This window comes from Mesorhizobium sp. WSM4845 (assembly GCF_055811455.1).
The window spans coordinates 43,494-66,502 of record NZ_JBVVQA010000034.1; the positions used below are offsets into that span (position 1 = coordinate 43,494).

At 60.0% G+C, this 23,009-nt stretch carries 16 protein-coding genes and 3 pseudogenes; 9 read left to right on the forward strand and 10 right to left on the reverse strand.

The features are described from left to right. Positions 1 to 19: 19 nt before the first annotated feature. The gene (locus AC0L2C_RS28605) at positions 20 to 1,108 is read left to right on the forward strand and encodes a glycosyltransferase family 4 protein (protein ID WP_473524994.1); all 1,089 of its coding nucleotides are present in this window, start codon (positions 20 to 22) and stop codon (positions 1,106 to 1,108) included. Beyond that, on the forward strand, positions 1,105 to 1,869 hold the full coding sequence (locus AC0L2C_RS28610; protein ID WP_473524995.1) for a polysaccharide deacetylase family protein: 765 nt from the start codon (positions 1,105 to 1,107) through the stop codon (positions 1,867 to 1,869). Before AC0L2C_RS28605 ends, AC0L2C_RS28610 begins: the two co-directional genes overlap by 4 nt. Position 1,870: 1 nt before the next feature. On the opposite strand, the gene AC0L2C_RS28615 is transcribed toward AC0L2C_RS28610, so the two are convergent. From AC0L2C_RS28615 to AC0L2C_RS28630, 4 genes are all read right to left on the reverse strand, one after another. After that, positions 1,871 to 2,725, reverse strand: coding sequence for an MBL fold metallo-hydrolase (locus tag AC0L2C_RS28615; RefSeq protein ID WP_128168946.1), 855 nt, complete (start codon positions 2,723 to 2,725; stop codon positions 1,871 to 1,873). 135 nt (positions 2,726 to 2,860) lie between these two features. Then, positions 2,861 to 3,310 (reverse strand): cyclic nucleotide-binding domain-containing protein, encoded by a 450-nt coding sequence (locus AC0L2C_RS28620; protein WP_473525007.1) that lies wholly within the window; start codon positions 3,308 to 3,310, stop codon positions 2,861 to 2,863. A gap of 302 nt (positions 3,311 to 3,612) precedes the next feature. Then, a complete protein-coding gene (locus AC0L2C_RS28625; RefSeq protein WP_473524996.1) occupies positions 3,613 to 6,327 on the reverse strand; it encodes an ABC transporter transmembrane domain-containing protein in 2,715 nt (904 codons plus the stop codon). Positions 6,328 to 6,344: 17 nt separating this feature from the next. After that, positions 6,345 to 6,605, reverse strand: coding sequence for a hypothetical protein (locus tag AC0L2C_RS28630; RefSeq protein WP_473524997.1), 261 nt, complete (start codon positions 6,603 to 6,605; stop codon positions 6,345 to 6,347). A 187-nt stretch (positions 6,606 to 6,792) separates the two neighbouring features. Here AC0L2C_RS28630 and AC0L2C_RS28635 point away from each other — a divergent pair, with 187 nt between their 5' ends. After that, the gene (locus tag AC0L2C_RS28635; RefSeq protein WP_128168964.1) at positions 6,793 to 7,464 is read left to right on the forward strand and encodes a class I SAM-dependent methyltransferase; all 672 of its coding nucleotides are present in this window, start codon (positions 6,793 to 6,795) and stop codon (positions 7,462 to 7,464) included. 91 nt (positions 7,465 to 7,555) lie between these two features. On the opposite strand, the gene AC0L2C_RS28640 is transcribed toward AC0L2C_RS28635, so the two are convergent. From AC0L2C_RS28640 to AC0L2C_RS28655, 4 genes are all read right to left on the reverse strand, one after another. Next, positions 7,556 to 8,746, reverse strand: a complete 1,191-nt coding sequence (locus AC0L2C_RS28640) for a glycosyltransferase family protein (protein ID WP_473524998.1) — start codon at positions 8,744 to 8,746, stop codon at positions 7,556 to 7,558. Continuing rightward, entirely contained in the window at positions 8,743 to 9,987 is a 1,245-nt protein-coding gene (locus tag AC0L2C_RS28645; protein WP_023797957.1) for a glycosyltransferase, read from the reverse strand. Before AC0L2C_RS28645 ends, AC0L2C_RS28640 begins: the two co-directional genes overlap by 4 nt. 1 nt (position 9,988) lies before the next feature. After that, entirely contained in the window at positions 9,989 to 11,203 is a 1,215-nt protein-coding gene (locus AC0L2C_RS28650; protein WP_473524999.1) for a glycosyltransferase family protein, read from the reverse strand. A 465-nt stretch (positions 11,204 to 11,668) separates the two neighbouring features. Beyond that, positions 11,669 to 12,535 carry an AraC family ligand binding domain-containing protein gene (locus AC0L2C_RS28655; RefSeq protein ID WP_473525008.1) on the reverse strand — a complete coding sequence of 289 codons (867 nt, stop codon included), beginning with the start codon at positions 12,533 to 12,535 and terminating at the stop codon, positions 11,669 to 11,671. 231 nt (positions 12,536 to 12,766) lie between these two features. On the opposite strand from AC0L2C_RS28655, the pseudogene melA (AC0L2C_RS28660) reads away from it, so the two are divergent. The 6 genes and pseudogenes from melA (AC0L2C_RS28660) (at position 12,767) to melA (AC0L2C_RS28685) (ending at position 21,856) form a co-directional block, all read left to right on the forward strand. Next, positions 12,767 to 14,228: pseudogene (gene melA, locus AC0L2C_RS28660) on the forward strand (alpha-galactosidase). A gap of 204 nt (positions 14,229 to 14,432) precedes the next feature. Beyond that, positions 14,433 to 16,517: an ABC transporter substrate-binding protein gene (locus tag AC0L2C_RS28665; RefSeq protein WP_473525000.1), complete on the forward strand. Its 2,085-nt coding sequence runs from the start codon at positions 14,433 to 14,435 to the stop codon at positions 16,515 to 16,517. Between the two features lie 121 nt (positions 16,518 to 16,638). Beyond that, positions 16,639 to 17,652 (forward strand): ABC transporter permease, encoded by a 1,014-nt coding sequence (locus AC0L2C_RS28670; protein WP_091594700.1) that lies wholly within the window; start codon positions 16,639 to 16,641, stop codon positions 17,650 to 17,652. Continuing rightward, positions 17,649 to 18,776, forward strand: coding sequence for an ABC transporter permease (locus AC0L2C_RS28675; protein ID WP_473525001.1), 1,128 nt, complete (start codon positions 17,649 to 17,651; stop codon positions 18,774 to 18,776). The genes AC0L2C_RS28670 and AC0L2C_RS28675 overlap by 4 nt, the downstream gene beginning before the upstream one ends. 13 nt (positions 18,777 to 18,789) lie before the next feature. After that, a pseudogene (locus tag AC0L2C_RS28680) lies at positions 18,790 to 20,460 on the forward strand (ABC transporter ATP-binding protein). A gap of 23 nt (positions 20,461 to 20,483) precedes the next feature. Further along, a pseudogene (melA, locus tag AC0L2C_RS28685) lies at positions 20,484 to 21,856 on the forward strand (alpha-galactosidase). 230 nt (positions 21,857 to 22,086) lie between these two features. Here melA (AC0L2C_RS28685) and AC0L2C_RS28690 read toward each other — a convergent pair. Together AC0L2C_RS28690 and AC0L2C_RS28695 are read right to left on the reverse strand one after the other, a co-directional pair. Further along, positions 22,087 to 22,425, reverse strand: coding sequence for a slr1659 superfamily regulator (locus tag AC0L2C_RS28690; protein WP_023797948.1), 339 nt, complete (start codon positions 22,423 to 22,425; stop codon positions 22,087 to 22,089). A 20-nt stretch (positions 22,426 to 22,445) separates the two neighbouring features. Beyond that, positions 22,446 to 23,009 carry a slr1658 superfamily regulator gene (locus tag AC0L2C_RS28695; protein ID WP_287240399.1) on the reverse strand — a complete coding sequence of 188 codons (564 nt, stop codon included), beginning with the start codon at positions 23,007 to 23,009 and terminating at the stop codon, positions 22,446 to 22,448.

A 23,009-nucleotide genomic window follows, 5' to 3' on the forward strand; every position in this document is an offset into this window, starting at 1 on the left:
CCGATGATAGGGTCGGGCGATGCGAATTGCCTTCTACGCGCCGCTGAAGTCGCCCAATCATCCCGTTGCCTCCGGCGACCGCCAGATGGCACGGACGCTGGTCAAGGCGCTGGAGCATGCAGGGCATAGCGTCGAACTGGCATCCGAATTGCGCTTCTATCTACGCGAACCGGTTCCGAAAATTTTCGATGCGCTCAAGATCGAAGCCCGAGAGGAAGCCGCGCGGCTGACAAAGGTTTGGGATCGTGACGGCAAGCCCGATCTCTGGTTCTCCTATCATCCCTATTACAAGGCGCCCGACCTGATCGGACCCGAACTGGCGTCGGCCTTTGCTATCCCCTGTGTGACAGCGGAAGCCTCCTATTCGAGGCGGCGCAACGCCGGTTTGTGGGCCGACACGCAGGCGTTGGTGGCGCGAGCCGTCGAACAGGCAGCGCTGAACATCTGCTTCACGCAAAGGGATCGTCAGGGGCTGGCAGATGCGATTCCCGACGCCGCTCTCGGTCTGCTTTCGCCCTTCATCGACACATCGGCATTCGGGGAAATGCCGGCACGGGGTTGTCCGACGCGCCTCGTTACCGTCGCCATGATGCGCCCGGGCGACAAAGTCGAAAGCTATCGCATGCTGGCGCAGGCGCTCGGTCCGATCGGCCACCTGCCCTGGACCATGTCGGTCGTCGGGGATGGGCCTGCCCGTGACGAGGTCAAAGCGCAATTCGCCGGCTTGCCCGCCGACCGTATCGTATGGCTTGGCGCGATTGAGCCGGCCGCCGTGCCGGATGTCCTCTACAGTGGGGGAATTTACGTCTGGCCGGGTTACGGCGAGGCCTATGGCGTTGCCTATCTTGAAGCACAGGCCGCCGGCCTTCCGGTGGTGGCTCAGGACATCGCCGGCGTGCCGGAGGTCGTGCGGGATGGCCAGACCGGGTTTCTCACCCCGCCGGGCGATGTGGCGGCGTTCGCTTCTGCCATTGAAAGGCTTCTGGCCCGTGACGACGAAAGAACCATCATGGCCGCGGAAGCCAGACGTTTCATCCTCGAAGAACGCTCCCTCGGTGTTGCAGCGGGGCGTCTGGCCGAACTTCTTGCGAAGATCCCGGTCTCATGACATCCGATCGGATCTGGCAGCCCTTGGTGGAAGAACTGGCGTGCCGGCAACGGGCGGACCGTAAGGCAGAGTTCTGGCTGCGTGACGATGACGCCGTGGATCCGACGCCTGCGCTCGATCGGCTGCTCGACCTCACCGGTGAATTCGCGGTTCCGGTCACTCTGGCCGTCATTCCGGCCCTGACTGATGAGAAGCTTGTCGCCCGGCTTGACGAGGCGCCGCATGCCGCGGTCGCCATCCACGGCTGGGCGCACCGAAATCATGCGCCCGAGGACCAGAAAAAGCAGGAGCTCGGCGCGCATCGGCCACGCGAGGCGGTGCTCGATGACCTGGCTCGCGGGCTGTCGCATATAACCGGCCTGCACGGCGCACGTGCCGTTCCGATGCTGGTGCCACCCTGGAACAGGATCGACGCCGGCTTGGTATCCCATCTTGGATCGATAGGATTTGTGGCATTGTCGGTCTATGGGCCGCCGAAGCCGGTTCCACTGGCGGTCATCAACAGCAATGTCGACATCATGGATTGGCATGGCACGCGCGGCTGCCGCGATCATGGCCTATTGGTTCAGGCTATCATCGCGCAATTGCAGCGTGCAATCGACGGCGGCGAACCGGTCGGCCTGCTTACCCACCATCTCGTACATGATGAATCGGCCTGGCTGTTCCTCGAACGGCTGTTCACAGTCACCTCACAGACTGAAGCCTGCGCATGGCTTCCGATCGGGACATTGATCGGGCGCAGCGCCAGTAGAGGAAAATAGCTCAGCGCTTTTTGTGCAACGAGCCCGGAAATTCGAGCGTCTGGCCATCCCGAGCGGCAAAAGCGCCGGCAAACCTGTCTTTGGCCAGTTGCTCGATCTCGTCCAGTTGCTCGTCGGTGCGTGTCGGATCGTGGTGAAACAGCGCAAGCCGTCGCGCACCGGCCGCCTCACAGAGCTTGACGCCCTGTTGCCACGTCGAGTGCCCGTTACCGCGGCGGCGTTTCATTTCCTGGTCGGTGTAGGTGCAATCGTAAATGACGAGGTCGGCATCTTCGATCAGGGCGAGCACCGCCTGATCGAGTTTGTCCGGCTCGTGCTCGGTGTCTGTGATCACCGCCACGACCCGGCCGCCCCATTCGACCCGGTAGCCTATGCAGCCGCCCGGATGGATAAGACTGCCGGTTCGGACCACCACCCCTTCGCGCGGGCGAAGCACGTCTCCGGATACGAAATCGCGGCAGTCGAGGCTTGCCTTGCAGATCTCCAGTTTCACCGGAAACCACGGCGGCCGCATGAACTCATCGACCATCTGCCGGGTCGTCATGCGTCCTGCAAGATGCCCGGACCAAAGCGTAAGCTTGACGCTCCGGTCATAGATCGGCGCAAAAAACGGCAGCCCGATGATGTGATCGTAATGGCAATGGGTGAAAAACAGGTCGAAATCGGTCACGCCTGACGCCCGTAGCGCGGCGCCGGCAGGCCGTAGGCCAGAGCCCGCGTCGAATAGAAGCGTATGCTTGCCGCATCGCATCTCAATGCAGCTCGTGTTGCCGCCATAGCGAGAGAATTCTGGCCCTGACACCGGAGTGCTGCCGCGCACGCCCCAAAACCTGACCAGGAAAACTTCGTAGTCCATGCTACCCCTTCCCAGTCCCCGTCGCCCATCGTAGCCAAACAACTGCTGCTAGGCGAGACAGGTTTTCTCCGGGGTAACCTTCTCAGCAAGAGGCCAGTGCCATCGCGACGGCGAGGATCGAGCGCACGTCATCCGTTATTTGGTGCTTCTTGCGTCGATCAGATCCGCGGTCGTATGGCTTAGGCGATCGGCAAGAACCCGCAATATCTCGATGGTCATTTCCGGGAACTCCCTCATAAGCCTCAGGAAATGATCCTTGCGGATCCTCAAGACTTCCAGCGGACTTGCCGCTCTGACGGTGGCGGTGCGAGAGCTGTTGCACAATATGGCGATCTCGCCAACAATCGAATTTGGCTCCAGTTCGGCAACTTTTATCGGTCCGCTGTCGGAATCGACCAGAATATCCGCCGTGCCTGAAAGGATGACATAGGCGGCGTCTCCCTCGTCGCCCTGCCGGAAAAGGATCTGGCCGGCGCTGTAGCTCACACGATCGGATGTGAACGCAAGCAGCTTGAGCTTTGTCGGGTCGATGGCAGAGAACAAGGGAACTCGTTGCAGCATTGCAACTTCATCCTTGAGCAGCATTGTCGCAAACCTTCCCAAAATTCGCGTTTGCCAGACTAGAGCAATGGACGCCCAGATGGAATGAATTCTGTTTCCGGGATGGCGAGACGAGCCGCGCAAAAGGTGGCGAGCCCGATGTCGTGCGATCGGGCGATGCCGCCTGGCAATGGCGTCCGCCAACCGGAAACTCGAAGAGCCGGATGAATCTGCGGCAAACCCTTCGGGTTTCGGCGGGATGTGGCCTCGCTGCGCCCGTCGTCGAATCCCTTGACCTTGCAGTAAATTCCCACCGGCAGAATGATCCCATCTGAATGTCCGCTGCTCTATGACAACAGTCCCTTGAATGTACCGTTCCCTGCCAAAAGTGTCTCGGGTGTTCCGTCTTCCACCAATTTACCCGAGTCGAAGACGATAACGCGATCGAACATCATCGCCATCGCCGGATTCGTCACGACCCACACAATTGCCGGCGAATGGCCGTCGCGCCTCGCTTCCTCGAGCACGTTCCGCAGCACCTTGTCCTGCATGCGCTGGTCGAGCGCCGACAGCGGCCGGTTGAGAATGAGAAAATCAGGACGCTTGAGCAGGGCCCGGGCAACATCGAGCTTCTGTCGCTGTCCACTGGTCAGCCGCCTGCCGCTGGAGCCGACGTTGAAGTCCAGGCCGACATCCAGAAGTTCGGCATAAAGCCCAAGTTCGTCAAGAATGTCATAGACGATGGAGCGTATGCGATCCGGCGCGTCGGGATGGTTGTTGCCCACACGCCCGAACAGGACATTATCCATGACGGTGGCCGCGGCAATGTATTTGGCAGGATCATACCGTTCGATGGCATTCTGCAGCTCGGGCGGCAGGTTCTCATGGAACAGGTTGCGTGCAGCGACGATCTTGCTCATCAGTTCGTCGCTCAGCAGGCCGAAGCGGTGCCGGGGCTCGATATAGGCAAAGCTCAAGGTGACGATCATGGCGCGGTCGCTCTCCGAAACCGCCTCGTGGGGACGGTTCTTGAGCCGTTGCAGCAAGGTTTCGTAAGTGGGTATCTCCTCGGCGCTCATGAAGGCAAGCTGCTGGAAGAACGGGTGATCGGGCGGCAGGTCGGCAAACAGCTCGATCGCCTGTTCGGCGATCTCCATGCCCATTTCGTAGAGCGTGCGGTCGAGGCCGGCTTGCCTCAGAACAGAAGCAAAATAGGGATTGGCCGCCAGAGCCCTGTCGGCCAGTTCGGGGCCGGCGGCAGCGCCGAAGAGCAGGTTTTGGCCGATCGTTGCTTCCTTGTTGTAGGCGCCCGGTTCGAAAGGAACCACCAGTCCGCTCAGCCCTTCGTGTTCCAGCCGGGTTCGCAGCGCCGCACGCAGTTCGACGATCCGCCGGGCAAGCTCGGAGTGACGCGTGAGATCGGCCGAAGAGCGCAAGCCAAGATCCAGAATATCGCGCGATAGAACAACCGCGTCGAGTACCCGGCGCACGGCTTCAAAGAGGTCGTGCGGGCCGGTAGCGCCGGCGGAAACATAGTTGATCCAGTCGCTGTGGATATCAAGATCCGGATTGCCCGACAGGCGCGCCTCATGCATGTTCCAGCGGTGCTGGTCTGCCGCAGCATCGTCATAAGGCACCGATGTCAGCGGCGCATGCTTCAGCCCGTAGAGCAGGTTATCGCGTAGGCTTGCCTGGAACAGGAAAGCATCCGACGAGGCATAGGACATGCGCCGGCCGGTCACTGCTTCGGGGAGTTCAAGCAAGTCGTCGGCGCCCGAAGCGACCCTTCCGCTGTCCGGCCAGTTCAGCCTTGCGAAGGCTTCTGCAAGCGCCTCGGCTCCACCTGTTGCGGTACTGAGCAGCGCCACCGTCTCACCCGGCTTGATCTTGAGGGAGACACGGTCGAGGAGCATTGCACCGCCATCATCTGCTAGCGACAGACCGATCGCCGACAGGGGCTTGGTCATCGGATCGGGATCGTCGATCGTCAATGCCCCGATCCTCGGCGCAATGAGCCGATCGACGGTGAATTGTTCAACGACCTGCTGATATTTGACCTGGACATCCTGCCGCGCCTGATCCCAGTCGATCAGTTCCTTCATCGGTCCGGGCAGGTCCTTGTAGGCGCCGATCACGGCCACGAGCTGACCGACGTCCAGCCGCCCCTGGATGACCAGATACCCGCCGATCATGTAAAACAGAAAGGGCGTGAGCTGCGCGAGAAAATTGTTCAGAAACTTCACCATGAATTTCCATTGGTAAAGATCGAAGCGGATCTTGAAGATGAGCCCGAGCCGGGCAGCTATGTCGGCGCGCTCGTAGTTTGATGTGTCGTGGACGTGAACCGCGCCGATGCCGTCGACGATTTCGCCAACCCGGCCCGAAAGCGCGCGCGCCGTCAACTGCCGTTCGCGCCCGAGCACGATCAGCCGCCGCCGCATTCGCGGGATGAGCACGATCTGGACCGCCACGATCCCGGCCGCGATCATTCCGAGCCAGAAATTCTGGACCACGATGAACAGCATGGCCGTCAGCGCCTGGCCGCCGAGCAGCACCGGCTGCACGAAGGCATCGCCGATGAAGCCGCCCAGCGGCTCCACCTCGTCCTTCACCATCGTCGCCACTTCGGCGGATTTCACCCGCTTGAAGTAAAACGGCGGAAACCGCAGCACACGATCGACCAGATCGAAGCGGATACGCCGCAGCATGCGTTCGCCGAGGCGGCCCTTGTAGGTGTTGATATAGAATTTGAACAGGCCGTTGATGACGACCAGCAAGAGGAACACAAGGCTCAGCGCAAACAGCGTCGCCACGCGGTCGAGCTGAAAACCGGAGAAGAACTGGACCTCTCCGATGAACGGCAGGTTATAGTGTAGCCTCATGAATGGCTGGGTCGCGCCCGGTTGCTCGAACCCGCTACCTTGGATCGGGCCGTTGATGATCAGCTTCGGCAGGTCGAAGGACATGAAATACGGGATCATCGAAAGCACGACGATCATCAATATCCAGAGCTGCTGCTTCTTGGTGTGCGTCCAGATATAGCGGGCTAGGCTGGGTTCCATATGCGGCTGTGGACCCTTCAGTTGGAACGATGCAGGATGTAAAAGCAACTGCTGGCGAATGGCGTATCGGCAATTTCTTCGTCGCCAAAGACAAGCTCGAAGCTGCAGCGCACGGAGATTGTCCTGCGCTCAACGATGGAAGGAACATGCGAGGCGGCGCGATCCAGTTCCGGCGCATGATCGATAACAACGACATCGGCATTGCTGATCATCGAAGAATGCGGCTGGCCAAACGGTTCGCGGCTTCGGTAGGGTTTCGGCGAATAGCCGAGCAGCACGAGGCAGCAGCTGCGCGGCTGGTGCTGGCGAATGGACGCCGCTGATCCGGACAGATGCAACAGGCTCTCTCCGGCACCGGGCAATGGCGAAGCGGCTTGCAGCATAATCACGTCCGCGAATCAACAGCCTTCCGGGAGGCAAGATTGCGTTGTGTCGCCCGAAATCCCAACCTACAAGACGAATATGATGGATGTCACGCAACCACGCAATGCCGGCATGGACTGGCACGAGCAAGCCTTTGACCTGACGCGGGGAATTGCTGCCTATGTCAACTGCCCCCTGGTGGCAGCGCTGGCGCGCGTCATCACCAGGCATCCGAACGCCGATATCGCCAACGCCTTCAACCACAAGCAGGTCGCCTGCAAGATGTGGGCGCTCGACAGGCTGTTCGAAAGCTGCGGCGGCCGGTTCGGGCGCATATGGGTTCTGGGTGGATGGTACGGCGTATTGCCGGCTATGCTTTTCAACGACGCTCGCTTCGACATCGCGGCGGTCGATAGCATCGACATCGATCCCGAAGTCGCGCCGGTCGCCCGGACCCTCAACCGGGAAGCCGGCGACCGTTTCCGGGCACTGACGGCAGATATGTACGCACTCGACTATGCGGCCGGGCGGCCCGACCTGATGGTCAATACGAGCTGCGAACACATAGCCGATCTGCGCGCCTGGCTTGCTCTGCTTCCGCGGGGCACGACTGTACTGCTGCAATCGAACGATTATTTCAGCGAGCCGACGCACATCAACTGCGTGGCTTCGCTTGCAGCCTTCGAAGCAATGGCGGCGTTACGGGAGGTGCGGTTCTCCGGCGAACTGCCGACAAAAAATTATACGCGCTTTATGCTGATTGGAACTGTGTGACGCATTTCGCCCGGTTTGGGACAACGACATGCATAAACGAGGAGTTGAAGCGCGTCGCACGAACCTCGCCAGACGCGACGCGCGTTAGCATCTATCGTCTGTTTTGATCATGAACTTCTCCGAAACCGGGCCCCACTTTTAGGGACCATGTTCGATACCGCCGGCGCAGAATTTGCGCCGAGCGATGCGCGCCCTCCAGATCGAGACGATGCGCGGCTGGCGTCGGTCCCGCAAGCGCCTGTTCGATCGCTTGCGCCAAACCTTCAGGCGTTAGGTCCTTCTCCATCAGCACCGTTGCAAGACCGATTTCTTCGAGCCTCAGGGTGCGAACCGTCTGTTCGGTTTCCCCGCCGGCTGCAAATGGAACGAGCAGAGAGCGACAACCCGCGCGCAGGACATCGCAGACCGTGTTGTAACCCGCCTGCGAGACCGACAGGCGGGCGCCGGTCAGCAGGCTGGCGAAATCCTCGCGGAACCGGAAGATGGACAGGACCGGCGAAGCATCGCGTGCGATCGCGTCAAACTCGTTTTTCGGCAGGTTTGGGCCGGTGATCAAACACCATTTCCAAGCTTTGTTGGCATTCCGCGCCGCTGCGATGGTGGAGCTGACAAGGCTCTTTCCGGCAGCCCCGCCGCCAACCGACACCAGAACGTCGAAGCGCTCGGAGGCCGCGGGCGATGGCGGAGCGGCAACGAGCCCTGTGTAGGTGACCTCGGCCTTGATCGCCCCAGCCAGTGGAAATGTCTTGTCGATGGTTGCGAAAGCCGGATCGCCATGGACCATGACAAGGTCGAAATGCCTGTTGATCAGATCGACCGTTTCCTCGTTTCGGCCCGGCTTGACGCGCTCCTGAAGGATATCACGGACCGACGTCGCCAGCAGCGGTCTGGGCGACGTCGCGTCGATGGCCTCGATCAGCGGCAGGAGTTCGAAACGCATCTGCCGGCGTCCAAATGGAAACGCCTCGACAATGACGATATCAGGCCTGCAATCCCGGAACGCCTGCAGCAGCATCTCTGAACGCCATCTCTTGAAATCATCGTCGATGGGTTTGCCCTGCAGGTCGACAAGTCCGGAAAATCCTTCATCACCGGAGGTGACAGGTGGCAGGGTTACAGATTTCACACCCACTCCCGGAAACCCCGCGATCGGCGCTCCGCCGGTCACGACGGTTACGTCAAACCCGTCATCGACCAGAGCCGCCGCAATGCGGCTGGCGCGCGCGAGATGGCCGATGCCGAGCAGGTGCTGGACATAGAAGAAAGCCCGCAGCCGCTTCATTCGGCGGCCCGCCACTCCCGCTCGAACAGTTCCTTGAGCTGTCCAATGCTTGCCAAATGATCGAAATTACCGCGCACGCGCCGCTCTGCGGCGTCGCCGAGGCGGGCGCGCAGCACGGGATCACGGATCAGGCGCTCCAGCGCCTGCGCCAGGGCAATCGGGTTTTCCGTCGGAACCAGCAGCCCGGTTTCATCCGGCGATAGAAGCTCCGGCACGCCGGAAATATCGGTCGACACGCAGGCAAGCCGCTGGCTAGCCGCCTCCACCAGAACATTCGGCAGACCGTCCCGGTCGCCATTTGCAGTGATCCTGCAGGCCAGGGCGAAGATGTCGGCGCAGCGGTAGTGCTCAAGCACCTCCTCCTGCGCAAGCGCGCCTTTCCAAAAGACGCGGCCATCCAGGCCGAGCTTTTGCGCCAGCGCCTTGAACCGTTCCAGTTCCTCGCCGCCGCCGATATGCTCGAAACGCCACGCCAAATCACCAGGCAAGAGGGCAAGGGCCTCCAGCAACGTATCGTAACCTTTCTTTTCAACGGCGCGCCCGACACTCAGAATGATAACCGGTTGGTCCGGCGCCGAGCCGTCATGCTGTTTTCGCGCCTCGCCGAAACTGCCGAAGCGATCAAGGTCGAGCCCATGATAGCTCAGATGCACAGACGCGTTGCCGTTAGCGAGTTTTTTCAGACGGTCGAAGCCGGTTTTCGTGCAAGTGACCGTCCAGCGGGCCGAGGAAAGCTTGCCAGCCAGATCCCAGTCCGCCGAAGTCCAGATGTCCTTGGCATGGGCCGAGCAGCTCCAGGGCAGGCCACGAAGCTGGCTGGCATAGCGCGTCACCGATGCCGGTGTGTGCGCGAAATGTGCGTGCAGCCAGCCCGCGTCTTCCGGCCATTCGGCCGCCAGCACGAGCGCTTGCCCGAAGCGGCGCGCGCGATTGCGCGTAAAGTCGCGGCCGAGGTCGATAGCCAGCGATCCGAGCGCGCGCCAGAAGCCCGGCCGAAGCAGATAAGCAAACAGCGAGCGAACCACGCGCAGCGGCTCTTCATGCAGATATTCCGGCAGATAATGGACCGGCGCTTTGATCTCGTCATGCACGGGGTGGCGTTTTGCGTCGGTCGGCCGCCTGAGCGCGAAGAGTATCAGGTCGAACCCCGCACGCTCCAGACCGAGCAGTTCCTGCGCGATGAAGGTTTCCGACAGCCGCGGATAGCCCTTCAGAACCACGACGATCTTGCGATGTTGCAACTCAGATCATGCCTTCAATGACCGAAAGGTGATGGCCGCCCCGCCGGTCGAGCAGTTCCGAGACGATTTCAGAAATGTGAGGCAGCCCTTCCAGCGTCAGATGCGGATGGCTCTGCGATGGGCCGGGCCGGGCCGGCAGCACCTCCAGCGCATTGGCAAACCGCTGGGAATCCTCGGCTTCTTCCGGCAAAAGCATCTCGATGAGGCCGAGTTCGGCTGCGCGCCGTGCTCGGATCAGTTGTTCCTCGCGGGGCTTGACGCGCGGCACGATCAGCGCCGGCTTGTCGAAAGACAGTATCTCGCAATAGGTGTTGTAACCGCCCATCGCCACGACCGCCTTGGCGCCGGCAATCAGATCTTCCATGCGGTTGTCGAACTCGATGATCTTGATATAGGGGATCTTGGCCCCCTTCCTGAGCAGCTTGTTGCGCTTGCGCGCCGGCATGTAAGGCCCAAGCACGATCAGCGCCCTATGCTGCAATTGCGGATCCTGCTGATAGGCATCGATGACACTGTGGACCAGGTCGCCGCCGTCACCGCCGCCACCGGTGGTAACGAGGATATAATCGCCGTCGGGCCGGTGGCCGGGCAACTCGTTCTTCTGCAGGCTCCGTTGCAGGAAACCGACGAACTTCATCTTTGCCCTGACAGCCGGCGGCACGTCCAAACCGATCAGCGGATCGTAGAAATCCGGCGGACCATAGACCCAGACCTTGTCGTAGAACAGGCCTATCTTGCGCATCACATCCCTGTGTGCCCACTCTGCTTCGAGCAGATGCGGCGCGTCCATCACCTCGCGCAGGCCAAGCACGAGCGTGGTGCCCCGCGTCTTGAGGTAGGACAGCGTGTCCTCGATCTCACCGCGCAGGCCGAGCGGTTCCTTGTCGACGATGAAGATATCCGGCCGGAAGGTCTCGGCTGTGTGGCGGATGATCGACTGGCGCATCCTTAGCGTCTCATGCAGATCGATATCCTTTTCCAGCGAGGTGTATTCGCCGTTGCGCAACTTGATGACGCTGGGGATCTTCACGAAGTCGACACGGGCGCGGTAGTCGAAGGCGCCAGCGATCGTCGCACCCGAAATGATAAGCACCTGAAGTCCGCGGAAATCCTCGACCAGCGAATGCGCGATCGTCCGGCAGCGCTGCAAGTGGCCGAGCCCGAACGTGTCGTGGCTGTACATGAGAATTCGAGCATTTTGTACGTGCTGGGTCATTGTTGAACGTCTTTTGGAATTCTCGCCTGAGGACCGTGGACGACCCCGCACGAAAACATCCTCGCGGGTCTGCCGACCTGTTTTGGAACATGACGGCGCAATTATCAATTACCCAAGAGGGTCCATATGCAGAAGCCAGGAAGCTGCGTCTGCTCAGCTGCCACGCTGGTCCAGAGAACCTGCATCATTTTCTGGTCTTGATCATCTCGGATTGGCAGCGAAGATTCGGATAAGGCGGCGTTGGCAGAAATAGACGTTTCCAAGGTTGGGGTCGAGCTTTCGAATCGCTTCATCCGCTCCAAGTTCTCTCAAGGGAATCAAGCTATTGAGAGGCGACTTTCGGGACGCCTTTTGCTTACAAGGCCAGCTTTGCCGCCTCCTGAAAGCCGATGTCCGAGTGACCAGGTTGACGGTCTCTCTCGCGCTAAAAGCAGCCATCAAAGGATGACAGGTCAGCGCTATTTGTCATCTGTCCAAAATCTGCCCCTGCTGATAGCCGGCGCTTGCATACATGCCAGTGGTTCTGAATTCTGTCGGACTGACGCCGAAGCCACGTCGGAATACCTTGGCGAAGTAGTTGGGATCTTCGAAGCCGCACATGCCGGAAATATCCTTCACCGGAAGGTCGGCGGACATGGTCAGTAGCTTTGCGGCGCGGTCGAGGCGTCGGTTGAGGACGAACTCAGCCGGAGGAATACCTTCATGCGCCGCGAACACACGCGAGAAATGCGCGCGACTGAGACCGGAAAGCCGCGCCAGCTCATCGACCGGCAACGGCAGATGCAGATGCGCACCGATATAGTCAGTCACCTGACGCACTACCGAATTCTCCGCCACATCATTTCCGTGCAGTTCGAACACGTCATCATAGAGTGCCATGGCCGCCTCGTAGGAAATTGCCGAGGCGCGTGCCGGCGTTGAGCCGTCGCCTTTGACCAGCCGGTAGGCGCAGTCGGCCAGATTATCGACGGTCGCTGCCCGAAGCCTGAACACCGGTCCTTTCGTTGCCAGGACTTCTCTATGGATGCGCAACGCTTCCGCCCCATGCATCGATATCCAGAAAAACTCCCAGCGCCCGCCTTTTTCGACCCAGTAGCGGTGCGAATGCGGAACAACCAACAGCATCGTCTCGCCCGGAGCGATACGGTAGGACCTGGTTCCGTAACGCAGGTTTCCGGTGCCGCTGATGGTGTGCTGCATCACTGCGAACGGCGTCTGCCCGCGCCTGCGGCCATCCCAGCTGTAGCCGGCATCCGTTCTCACGTCGTAGCCGGTGCTCGTCGGCATGGTGTGCAATCGCTGCCGAGCGCGCGGCAGGGAAATCATCTTCATCACCGGTCCAAGGTCGACGAGTTTTTGCAGCACAAAATTACCCTACAAAGCACATCTACGCCCTACCGGAGGCACGTGATCTTACGCATATTGACCAAAAAACAAAAGGGATGAGGATGAAATCCTGGTTGCACGCCGCTTGGTTGCGTGTCTTCCGAATAACACGCCTGGACCGGATTTCCACGAACCGATTTTACCTATCGGTCCAGTCCGCTTGCGGAGAACCTTCGAATGAGCAGATTTAAGATCGCAATCATTGGCGCGGGCAGCGTCGGTTTCACCAAGAAGCTGTTCACGGACATTTTGTGTGTGCCGGAGCTACGCGAGATCGAGTTCGCACTGACCGACATCAGCGAGCACAATCTCAAGATGATCGAGTCAATTCTCCTGCGGATCGTCAAGTCGAGCCAGCTTTCTGCACGGGTGACCGCGACGACGGACCGCCGCAAGGCGATCGAGGGCGCGCGCTACATCATCAGCTGTGTGCGCGTCGGAGGTCTCGCCGCCTATGCCGACGATATCCGCATCCCCTTGAAATATGGCGTCGACCAGTGCGTCGGCGATACGATCTGCGCCGGTGGCATTCTCTACGGCCAGCGCAACATCCCGGTCATTCTGGATTTCTGCAAGGACATTCGCGAACTGGCCGAGCCAGGCGCGAAATTCCTGAACTATGCCAACCCGATGGCGATAAACACCTGGGCGGCGATCGAATTCGGCAAGGTCGATACGGTCGGTCTCTGCCATGGGGTCCAGCATGGGGCCGAGCAGATTGCCGAGATCCTCGGCGCCGGGGAAGGCGAGCTCGACTATGTCTGCTCCGGCATCAACCACCAGACCTGGTTCGTCGACGTTCGCGTCAAGGGACGCAAGGTCGGCAGGGATGAGCTCGTCGCCGCCTTCGAGGCGCATCCTGTCTTCTCGCGGCAGGAGAAACTCAGGATCGACGTGTTGAAGCGCTTCGGCGTCTATTCGACCGAAAGTAACGGCCACCTGTCGGAATATCTGCCCTGGTATCGCAAACGGCCTGAGGAGACTGCCAAGTGGATCGATATGTCGGACTGGATCCACGGCGAAACCGGCGGTTATCTGCGCTATTCGACCGAAACCCGGAACTGGTTCGAAACCGAGTTCCCGCAATTCCTCGAAGATGCGGGAAAGCCCTTCGATCCCGGGCGCCGCTCGAACGAGCACGCCAGCCACATACTGGAGGCGCTCGAGACCGGTCGGGTCTATCGCGGTCACTTCAACGTCAGAACGAAGGCGTCATCACCAATCTTCCGTCCGAATCATCGAATCGCCTGGTTTCGTCGATCGCTTCGGCATCAACATGGTGGCCGGCATGACGCTTCCGGAAGCCTGCGCCGCGACCTGCATTTCGTCGATTAATGTCCAGCGCATGTCCGTCCACGCGGCAATCTCCGGCGACATCGACCTCCTGAAACTGGCCGTGCTGCACGATCCGCTGGTTGGCGCCATCTGCACGCCGGAAGAGGTCTGGCAGATGGTCGACGAGATGGTCGTGGCGCAAGCGCAATGGTTGCCGCAGTTCGCCCATGCGATCGACAGCGCCAAGGAGCGGCTGAGCCGCGCGACGGTAAAAACGCGGGAATGGAAGGGCGTCGCCCGCCGCGAGGTTCGCTCGATCGAAGAGATCAGGGCCGAAAAGGACGCATTGCGCGCGGCCGGCTGAGACATTGGTTGCGATAAGCCAATGTTCCGGAAAACCGGGCGGCCAGGATCGTGCCTCGGCGAATGCGCTCGGGCAGCACGGCACTGTCATCCGAGAAAGCGGAATACCGCTTCTGAGAAAGCGGAATACCGCTTCGTTCGATGCTTGTAGGAGGAGAGCCATGCCATCGCGGCGGGCCCGAAGCATAAGGGAGAAACCAGGACAATGAACATTTTTGGCCGCATGAAAACCGCCGCCGCGCTTCTGTTCGGCGTATCGGCGTTCGCGATCCAGGCCGTGGCCTCCGAGCCGACGATCGTGCCGGAACAGCCGCCGTTTCCGGCGCAAGGCACGATCAATTACGTGCCGCGCGATTCAATTCTGGAATTCAAGGCGCTATCCGAGTATCGCGAGCCGGAGTGGGTCACCGAAAAATTCGTCAAGACCGGGAAACTGCCTCCGTTGGCCGAGCGGCTGCCGAAGGAGCCGATGGTCTTCAAGACAGGCAACATGCCCGACGGGATAGGCGTCTATGGCGACACGATGCGCCACGTCGTCGGCGGCCGGCCGGAAGGCTGGAACTACAGCGCCGGGCAGACGCAAGGCTGGGGCGGCATTGACATTGCGATGTTCGAATGCCTGACGCGCACCGCGCCGCTCTTCCAGGTCGATGCCAAAGACGTCGAGCCGCTGCCCAATCTTGCCCAGAGCTGGGAGTGGTCGGAAGACGGCCACACACTGACGATGAAGTTGATCGAAGGCGCAAAGTGGTCCGACGGAGATCCCTTCGACGCCGATGACGTGATGTTCTATTGGGACGACAATGTCGTCGATCCGAACGTCTCGCCGCTGAACGGTGCAACACCGGAAACGTTCGGAGAAGGCACCACCCTGAAGGCGGTAGACAAATATACGATCGAATGGACTTTTAAGGACGCGTTCCCGCGCCAGCATCTCTATGCGATGGCCTATGGAACCTTCTGCCCTGGCCCCTCGCACATTTTGAAGACCAAGCATCCGAAATATGCAGGCACCACCTACGACGAGTACAAGAACGGCTTTCCGCCGGAATACTTGAATATGCCCGTCATGGGCGCCTGGGTGCCTATCGAATACCGTTCGGACGACGTCATCGTGCTTCGCCGCAATCCTTACTATTGGAAGGTGGACGAAGAGGGAAATCAGCTGCCCTATCTCAACGAACTGCACTACAAGCTTTCGACTTGGGCCGATCGCGACGTGCAGGCGATCGCCGGGTCCGGCGATATCTCGAACCTGGAGCAACCTGAAAATTTCGTGGAATCGCTGAAGCGCGCCGCACAGGAAACGGCTCCCGCGCGGCTGGCCTTTGGCGCCCGGCTGATCGGCTACAATCTGCGCATGAACTTTTCAGCCAATGGCTGGGGCGAGCCGGACGAGCGGGCGCAGGCCGTACGCGAGCTCAACCGCAACGTCGATTTCCGTAAGGCCGTGACCATGGCCATCGATCGCAAGAAACTCGGCGAATCCCTCGTCAAAGGACCCTTCACCGCGATCTATCCCGGCGGCATTTCCTCTGGCACGAGCTTCTATGATCGCGCCTCGACGGTGTACTACCCGTTCGATCTGGAAGGCGCCAAGGCGCTGCTGGAGAAGGTCGGGTTGAAGGACACGGACGGCAACGGCGCCGTCAACTTTCCGGCCGGTACAGCTGGCGGCTCGGACGTACAGATCGTGCTTCTGGTGAATTCCGACTACAGCACCGATCGCAATCTCGCGGAAGGTCTGGTCGGCCAGATGGAACAGCTTGGCCTCAAGGTCGTGCTCAACACAATCGATGGCGCGAAGCGCGACGCAACCCAGTATGCCGGGCGCTTCGACTGGCTTGTTCGCCGCAACGAGCAGGAACAGACCTCAGTTGTGCAGAACACGACCCAGCTTGCCCCGACCGGTCCGCGCACGAGTTGGCATCACAGGGCAGGAACGGACGGCACGGTCGATCTGATGCCGTTCGAACAGGAACTCGTGGACGTCGTCAACAAGTTCATCTCCAGCAACGACAATGACGAGCGGGCTGATCTGATGAAGCAGTTCCAGAAGGTCTCGACGACGAATCTCGATACGATCGGCCTGACAGAATATCCGGGTGCGCTCATCATCAACAAGCGCTTCTCCAACATTCCGGAAGGCGTGCCGATCTTCATGTTCAATTGGGCGGAGGACACGATCATCCGTGAACGGGTCTTCGTCGCTGCCGACAAGCAGGGCGACTACGAGCTGTTCCCCGAGCAGCTTCCGGGCAAGCCCGGTGAAGGCGGTCCGATCAACTGACCGCAGTCGATTTCCCTCCGGCGAGCATCCGCCGGAGGGGAGGTCGCGAATTGAACCGTGGAGATACCGCGCCTCGTGAAGGAGCAGATCGCCACGAGCCACAAGAGAAGCAAACACGATCATGTTCAGATTTCTGCTTGTGCGTATCGCCTCGGCGATTCCTGTCCTCTTCGTCCTGAGCGTCGTGACGTTCGCGATCATCCAGGCCCCGCCGGGCGACTACAGCGACTATGTGCGCTCGCAACTGATCAACCAGGGTGGCGCATCCTTCGAAAAGGCCGACGCCCAGGCGCAGGCCTACAAGATCGCGCATGGCCTCGATAAGCCCTTGCCCCTCCAGTACGTCAACTGGATCACCGGCATCGTCACCCGCGGCGATTTCGGCCACAGTCTCTTCTACAACAAGCCTGTCGCCGATGTGGTCGGCGAACGTTTGCCCCGTACGCTGGCGCTGGCGCTCGTCTGCCATATCCTGGCTTCGGTGATCGGCATCACCTTCGGCGTTTTGGCGGCAACCCGGCAATATTCCTGGGTGGACAGCGTGCTGTCGGGGATCTCGTTTCTCGGCATGACAGTACCGCGATTCCTGATGGCGCTGATCATCGTCTATATCCTGGTGTTCCACTTCAATGTTACTGAGATCAACAGTTTCCATTCCGCCCGCTACGGCGGGGCGCCCTGGTCGTGGGGCAAGTTCGTCGATCTGGTCAAGCATGTCTGGCCGGTCATCGCGATCGCCACTTTGGGCGGGCTCGCCTACAACATGCGCGTCATGCGGGGCAATCTTCTCGATACGCTGAACGCCCAATATGTCGAAACGGCTCGGGCCAAGGGCTTGAGCGAGCGCACGGTGGTCATGCGCCACGCTGTGCCGAACGCGCTGCATCCGCTCGTCATGTATCAGGGCGTCGTGCTGCCCTACATGCTGACCGGCGAGATCGAAACCGCGATCATCTTCGCCCTGCCCACGGTCGGCCCGGCCATCGTCGGCTCGATGTGGATCGGCGACGTCTATGTCACGGCGACCTTCATGTTGGTTCTGTCGGTGACCCTGATCGTCGGCAACATCATCGCCGACATGCTGCTTGCAGCGCTCGACCCGCGGGTTCGCCTTGGGGGAGGGACCGACGCATGAAAGCCGACGTCCAATCCATAATCTGCGCCTCCGTGCTGCCGGCCAAAGGCAATGGCAACGAAACCTATACCGCGCTTGTCTGGCGCCGTCTGAAGCGATCCTGGACCGGCATGATAGGGCTGATCCTTGTCTGCCTCCTGATGATCATGACGATATTCGCGGAGTTCTTCGCACCCGTCGATCCGAAGCTGACCGGCGTCGGTTTCGCGCCGCCTCAGACAATCAGCATGACGGATCGGGGCGGGAACTTCGTCTTTCCGCCGCGCAGCTATCCGATTCGTGAAACAGATGAATTCGACCCCGTCACGTTCCAGCCGATCGTAGGCCCCGACTACGAAAACCCGCAGACGCTCGGCTTTTTCGTCAAAGGGTTCGGATACAGGCTTTTCGGACTGATCCCGGCGCAGCGGCATTTCTTCGGCGCCACCGACGGAAGCCCGGTCAATTTCCTCGGCACCGACAAATTCGGCCGCGATGTGCTGTCGCGCATCATCTACGGCTCGCGCATTTCGCTGATGATCGCCCTGACCGTGGTGTTCATCATCACGGTAGTCGGCACGACGGTCGGCATGGTGTCCGGATATTTCGGCGGAAGGTTTGACGCATGGGTACAGCGCTTCGTCGAACTGGTGCTCGCCTTTCCGCAACTGCCGCTTTATCTCGCGCTCACCTCGCTGATTCCGGTGACGGCGCCGACCAATGTCTTCCTCGCGTTCGTCATCGTCGTCATGTCGGCGCTCGGCTGGGCACAGCTGTCGCGCGAAGTTCGAGGCAAGACGCTGGCGCTGGCGCGGATCGACTATGTGCGGGCGGCGATGGCGATCGGCGCAACCGACCGCCGGATCATCTTTCAGCATATTTTCCCCAACGTCATGAGCCACGTGATCGTCGCCGTCACGCTGGCGATCCCCAATGTCGTGCTGCTTGAATCCTTCCTCGGCTTGCTCGGTTTCGCGGTGAAGCCGCCGCTGATCTCCTGGGGGCTGATGCTGCAGGATACCGCGACATACTCCGTCATTGGGTCCTATCCCTGGATCCTTGCCCCCGTGGGTTTCGTGCTGGTCACCGTCTTTGCGTTCAATGCGCTGGGCGATGGTCTTCGCGACGCCGTCGATCCCTATTGAGAAGGCCGGCACCATGGCTCTGACGGAAAAGACCTCGATGGCGCCGGACGAACGTCACGATCATGCGGTGAGGACCGGCAGTCCGATCATCGACGCCCGCAATGTCGCGGTGACCTTCAAGGTAGAAGGCGGGACGGTCGACGCGGTCAAGGATGTCTCGTTTCAGCTCTATCGCGGCGAGACCATCGCTGTGGTGGGAGAATCCGGCTCCGGCAAGTCGGTGACGGCGCGCACGGTCATGGGCTTGCTCACCAAGCGCGCCGCCGTGGCCGTGCACTCGCGGATCGAATATGATGGGAAAAATGTGCTGAAATTCTCCGACCGGCAGCGCCGGGCGCTGCGCGGCGACCGCATTTCGATGATATTCCAGGAGCCGATGAGTTCGCTCAATCCGGTCTACACGGTCGGCGCGCAGATCATCGAGGCGATCCGCGTTCATCAGAAGATGAGCCGCAGGCAAGCAGCGGAGCGTACGCTGGAGCTGTTGCGGCAGGTGCAGATTCCGGACCCGGAAAGCCGCTTCAACCAATATCCGCACCAGCTTTCAGGCGGTCAGCGCCAGCGCGTCATGATCGCCATGGCGCTCGCCAATAATCCGGACGTACTCATCGCCGACGAACCCACGACGGCACTCGACGTCACCGTGCAGGCGCAGATACTCAACCTCATCCGTGATCTGCAGCAGAAGGTCGGTATGGCGGTAATCCTGATCACTCACGATCTGACGGTCGTTCGCCAGTTTTCCGACTACGTCTATGTAATGAGCCAGGGCGAGGTGAAGGAGCACAACACCACTGAAGCGCTCTTCAAGAACCCGCAGCATCCCTATACACGCCATCTTCTGGCGTCCGAACCAAAGGGCATGGCCAATCCGACGCCGGTGGACTCAGCCGTCATTCTCGAGGGCAGCAATGTGCGGGTGTCGTTCATGCTGAAGCATGGTGGGTTCTTCAAGCCGCGGCTCAAGGAACTCGTCGCCGTCGACAGCCTCAGCCTAAAGCTTCACCGGTACGAAACGCTGGGGCTGGTCGGCGAATCCGGGTCCGGCAAGACGACGTTCGGGCAGGCGCTGGTGAAGCTTCTGACGGCCGACGGCGGCGAAATCTTCTTCGACGGCGAACCGATCCACGCAAGGACACGTGACCAGATGCGGCCGCTCAGATCGCGCATGCAGGTCGTCTTTCAGGATCCGCTCTCCTCGCTCAATCCGCGCATGTCGGTCGGCCAGATCATCGAGGAGGGGCTGATCGTCAATCGGCTCGGCGACGACAAAAGTGATCGGTTGCAGCGCGTGGAGCAGGCGCTTGTCAGCGCCGGGCTTTCGCACAACATCCTGTCGCGCTTTCCGCACGAGTTTTCCGGTGGCCAGCGCCAGCGCATCGCTATTGCGCGGGCAATCGCACTCGAGCCGGAATTCATCCTGCTCGACGAGCCGACATCGGCGCTCGATCTCTCCGTTCAAGCCTAGATCATCGACCTCCTGCGCAAGCTGCAGGACGAGCGCGGACTGAGCTACCTCTTCATTTCCCACGATCTCAAGGTCGTACGCGCGCTCTGTCATCGGGTCGTGGTGGTGCAGCACGGTAAAATCGTCGAGGAGGGACCCGTCGACGAGGTTCTTTCCCATCCGAGGACCGCCTACACTGAACGGCTCGTCAGGGCCGCGTTCGAGGTAGCCGCGTAAATCGCAGACAAGAGGCGCAATTCATGACGAGACAACCCAAAATCACGTTCATCGGGGCCGGTTCCACCGTCTTCATGAAGAATGTCATCGGCGATGTGCTGCAGCGGCCGTCTCTTTCGGGCGCTACCATCGCGCTGATGGACGTCAATCCGCAGCGCCTGGAAGAAAGCGAGATCGTCGCCGGAAAGCTGGTCAAGACGCTTGGCTCTGCGGCGACGATCGAGACGCATCCAGCCAGCGCAAGGCCCTGGAAGGCGCGGACTTCGTCGTCGTTGCCTTCCAGATCGGCGGCTACGAGCCCTGCACGGTCACTGATTTCGAGGTGCCGAAGAAATACGGCCTGCGCCAGACGATCGCCGATACGCTCGGCGTTGGCGGCATCATGCGGGGTTTGCGCACCGTTCCGCACCTCTGGAAAATCTGCGAAGACATGATGGCAATCTGCCCCGACGCAATCCTCCTGCAATACGTCAACCCGATGGCGATCAACACCTGGGCGATTGCGGAAAAGTATCCGCTCATCAAGCAGGTCGGTCTCTGCCATTCGGTGCAGGGAACGGCTTTCGAGCTCGCCCGAGATCTCGAAATCCCGCTCGAGGAAATCCGTTACCGTGCCGCCGGCATCAACCACATGGCCTTCTACCTGAAATTCGAGCATCGGCAGGCCGATGGCAGCTACCGCGACCTTTATCCGGATCTCGTGCGCGGCTACCGCGACGGGCGATTTCCGAAACCCAGCCACTGGAATCCGCGCTGCCCGAACAAGGTGCGTTACGAGGTGCTGACCCGCCTCGGCTATTTCGTCACCGAAAGCTCGGAGCATTTCGCCGAATACACGCCCTATTTCATCAAGGACGGCAGGCCCGATCTGATCGAGAAATTCGGCATTCCGCTCGATGAATATCCCAAGCGCTGCATCGAGCAGATCGAGCGGTGGAAAGGGCAGGCGGCCGCCTACCGGAGCGCCGAGAACATCGAGATCGAGGAGAGCCATGAATATGCTTCCTCGATCATGAACTCGGTCTGGACCGGCGAGCCCTCGGTTATTTACGGCAATGTCCGCAACAATGGCTGCATCACCTCGCTGCCGGAAAATTGCGCGGCCGAAGTGCCGTGCCTGGTCGATGCGTCCGGCATCCAGCCGACCTTCATCGGCACCTTGCCGCCGCAACTGACGGCGCTCATCCGCACCAATGTCAATGTGCAGGAACTGACTGTCGCGGCCTTGATGACGGAAAACCGCGAGCATCTTTATCACGCGGCGATGATGGATCCGCATACCGCCGCCGAGCTCGATCTCGACCAGATCTGGTCGCTGGTCGACGACCTGCTCGCCGCGCACCGCGACTGGATTCCGGAGTGGGCGCGGATCTCGAAAAACGTGCAGGCAGCGTAAGGACGGAACGGTCCTGGTTTGGAACCGCGATATGGCGTCTCCAACGCCGACGTTCAGCCGTACCGGAAGTCATGACCCTGACCGGCCTTTCGGCCGCCGCCTCGGAAGCGGCATTCAGCCGGATGCCAGAGCGTATGAGCCCGCTCCCGTCCTTTTCGATTCGCATCTCAAAAGGCAGACGTCCGGAAAGTGTAGCCGAATGGTCTTTGGCGCCTGGATAAACCCGCCTGTCAGCCAACGAAGAGTACCATCGCAGGATGTAGTTTTTTGAGATTTGGCAGCGATTTCGACTGCCAAGGTATTTCCGAGCTTCCCCGGACAATGAGTTGGATCTCTGGATGCTTTCTGACCTCTATGGTAAATTTGGCCAATAAATTGATGCCCGACGAGTTAAGGAACTCCAAGTCTGATACATGTATCGTTATAGTAGTAGGATTGGAGGTAAGGACATTCATCATTAGCTGCAAAATGGGCGCATAGGCCTCAGAACTGGACAACCTCATTACGCCGTCAAAATAAACATCGCTTCCTTCGTTCCACACGCGATAATTTGTCGTTGTTATGTCCACGATTTTGTCTTCATTTCGTTTTAGTTATAAGTTTCTGATGATACCACAATTGAAGCATATGTTTCCAGGCGAACCTGGTCCCTTTCGTCGGCGGGGCTGAAGACCCAAGCCAGGCTCGCGCCATAGTCGTTCATCAACGTCAGCAATCCAAGACCGGAATTTGTTGTCTGAGGGTCCGCGGCATTCTCTTCGATTCGCTGGATCAGGAGCTCACCCGGATCGCCGGCTGTGATCTCCGACAGAAGATTTTGAAATTTAGCGGTTGTTTCGACGTCAACAACATTCGAAACCTTGATTTTAAAGCTTTCCGATTCTATGGCCGCCTCGATCGTGATCTCGCCTGGCGCACGAAACTTGACCGCATTTTCAATCAGTTCGTTGACTAGATAGCCAATGCTGTGTCGCACTTCCCTGTAGTCGTTGCGAGAAGACTGGAAGCGCAGGGCAAAAACGTCCGCGATGAAGTCCGAAGTAGTAGCGCAATGATGCCAACTCAGGTCGAGAGGTCCATCGAACAATCGCACGCGGCTGACGCTCTCTCTCATTCCAATTGCAAAGTCGGCTGTTCCGAACAGTGTTGTCAT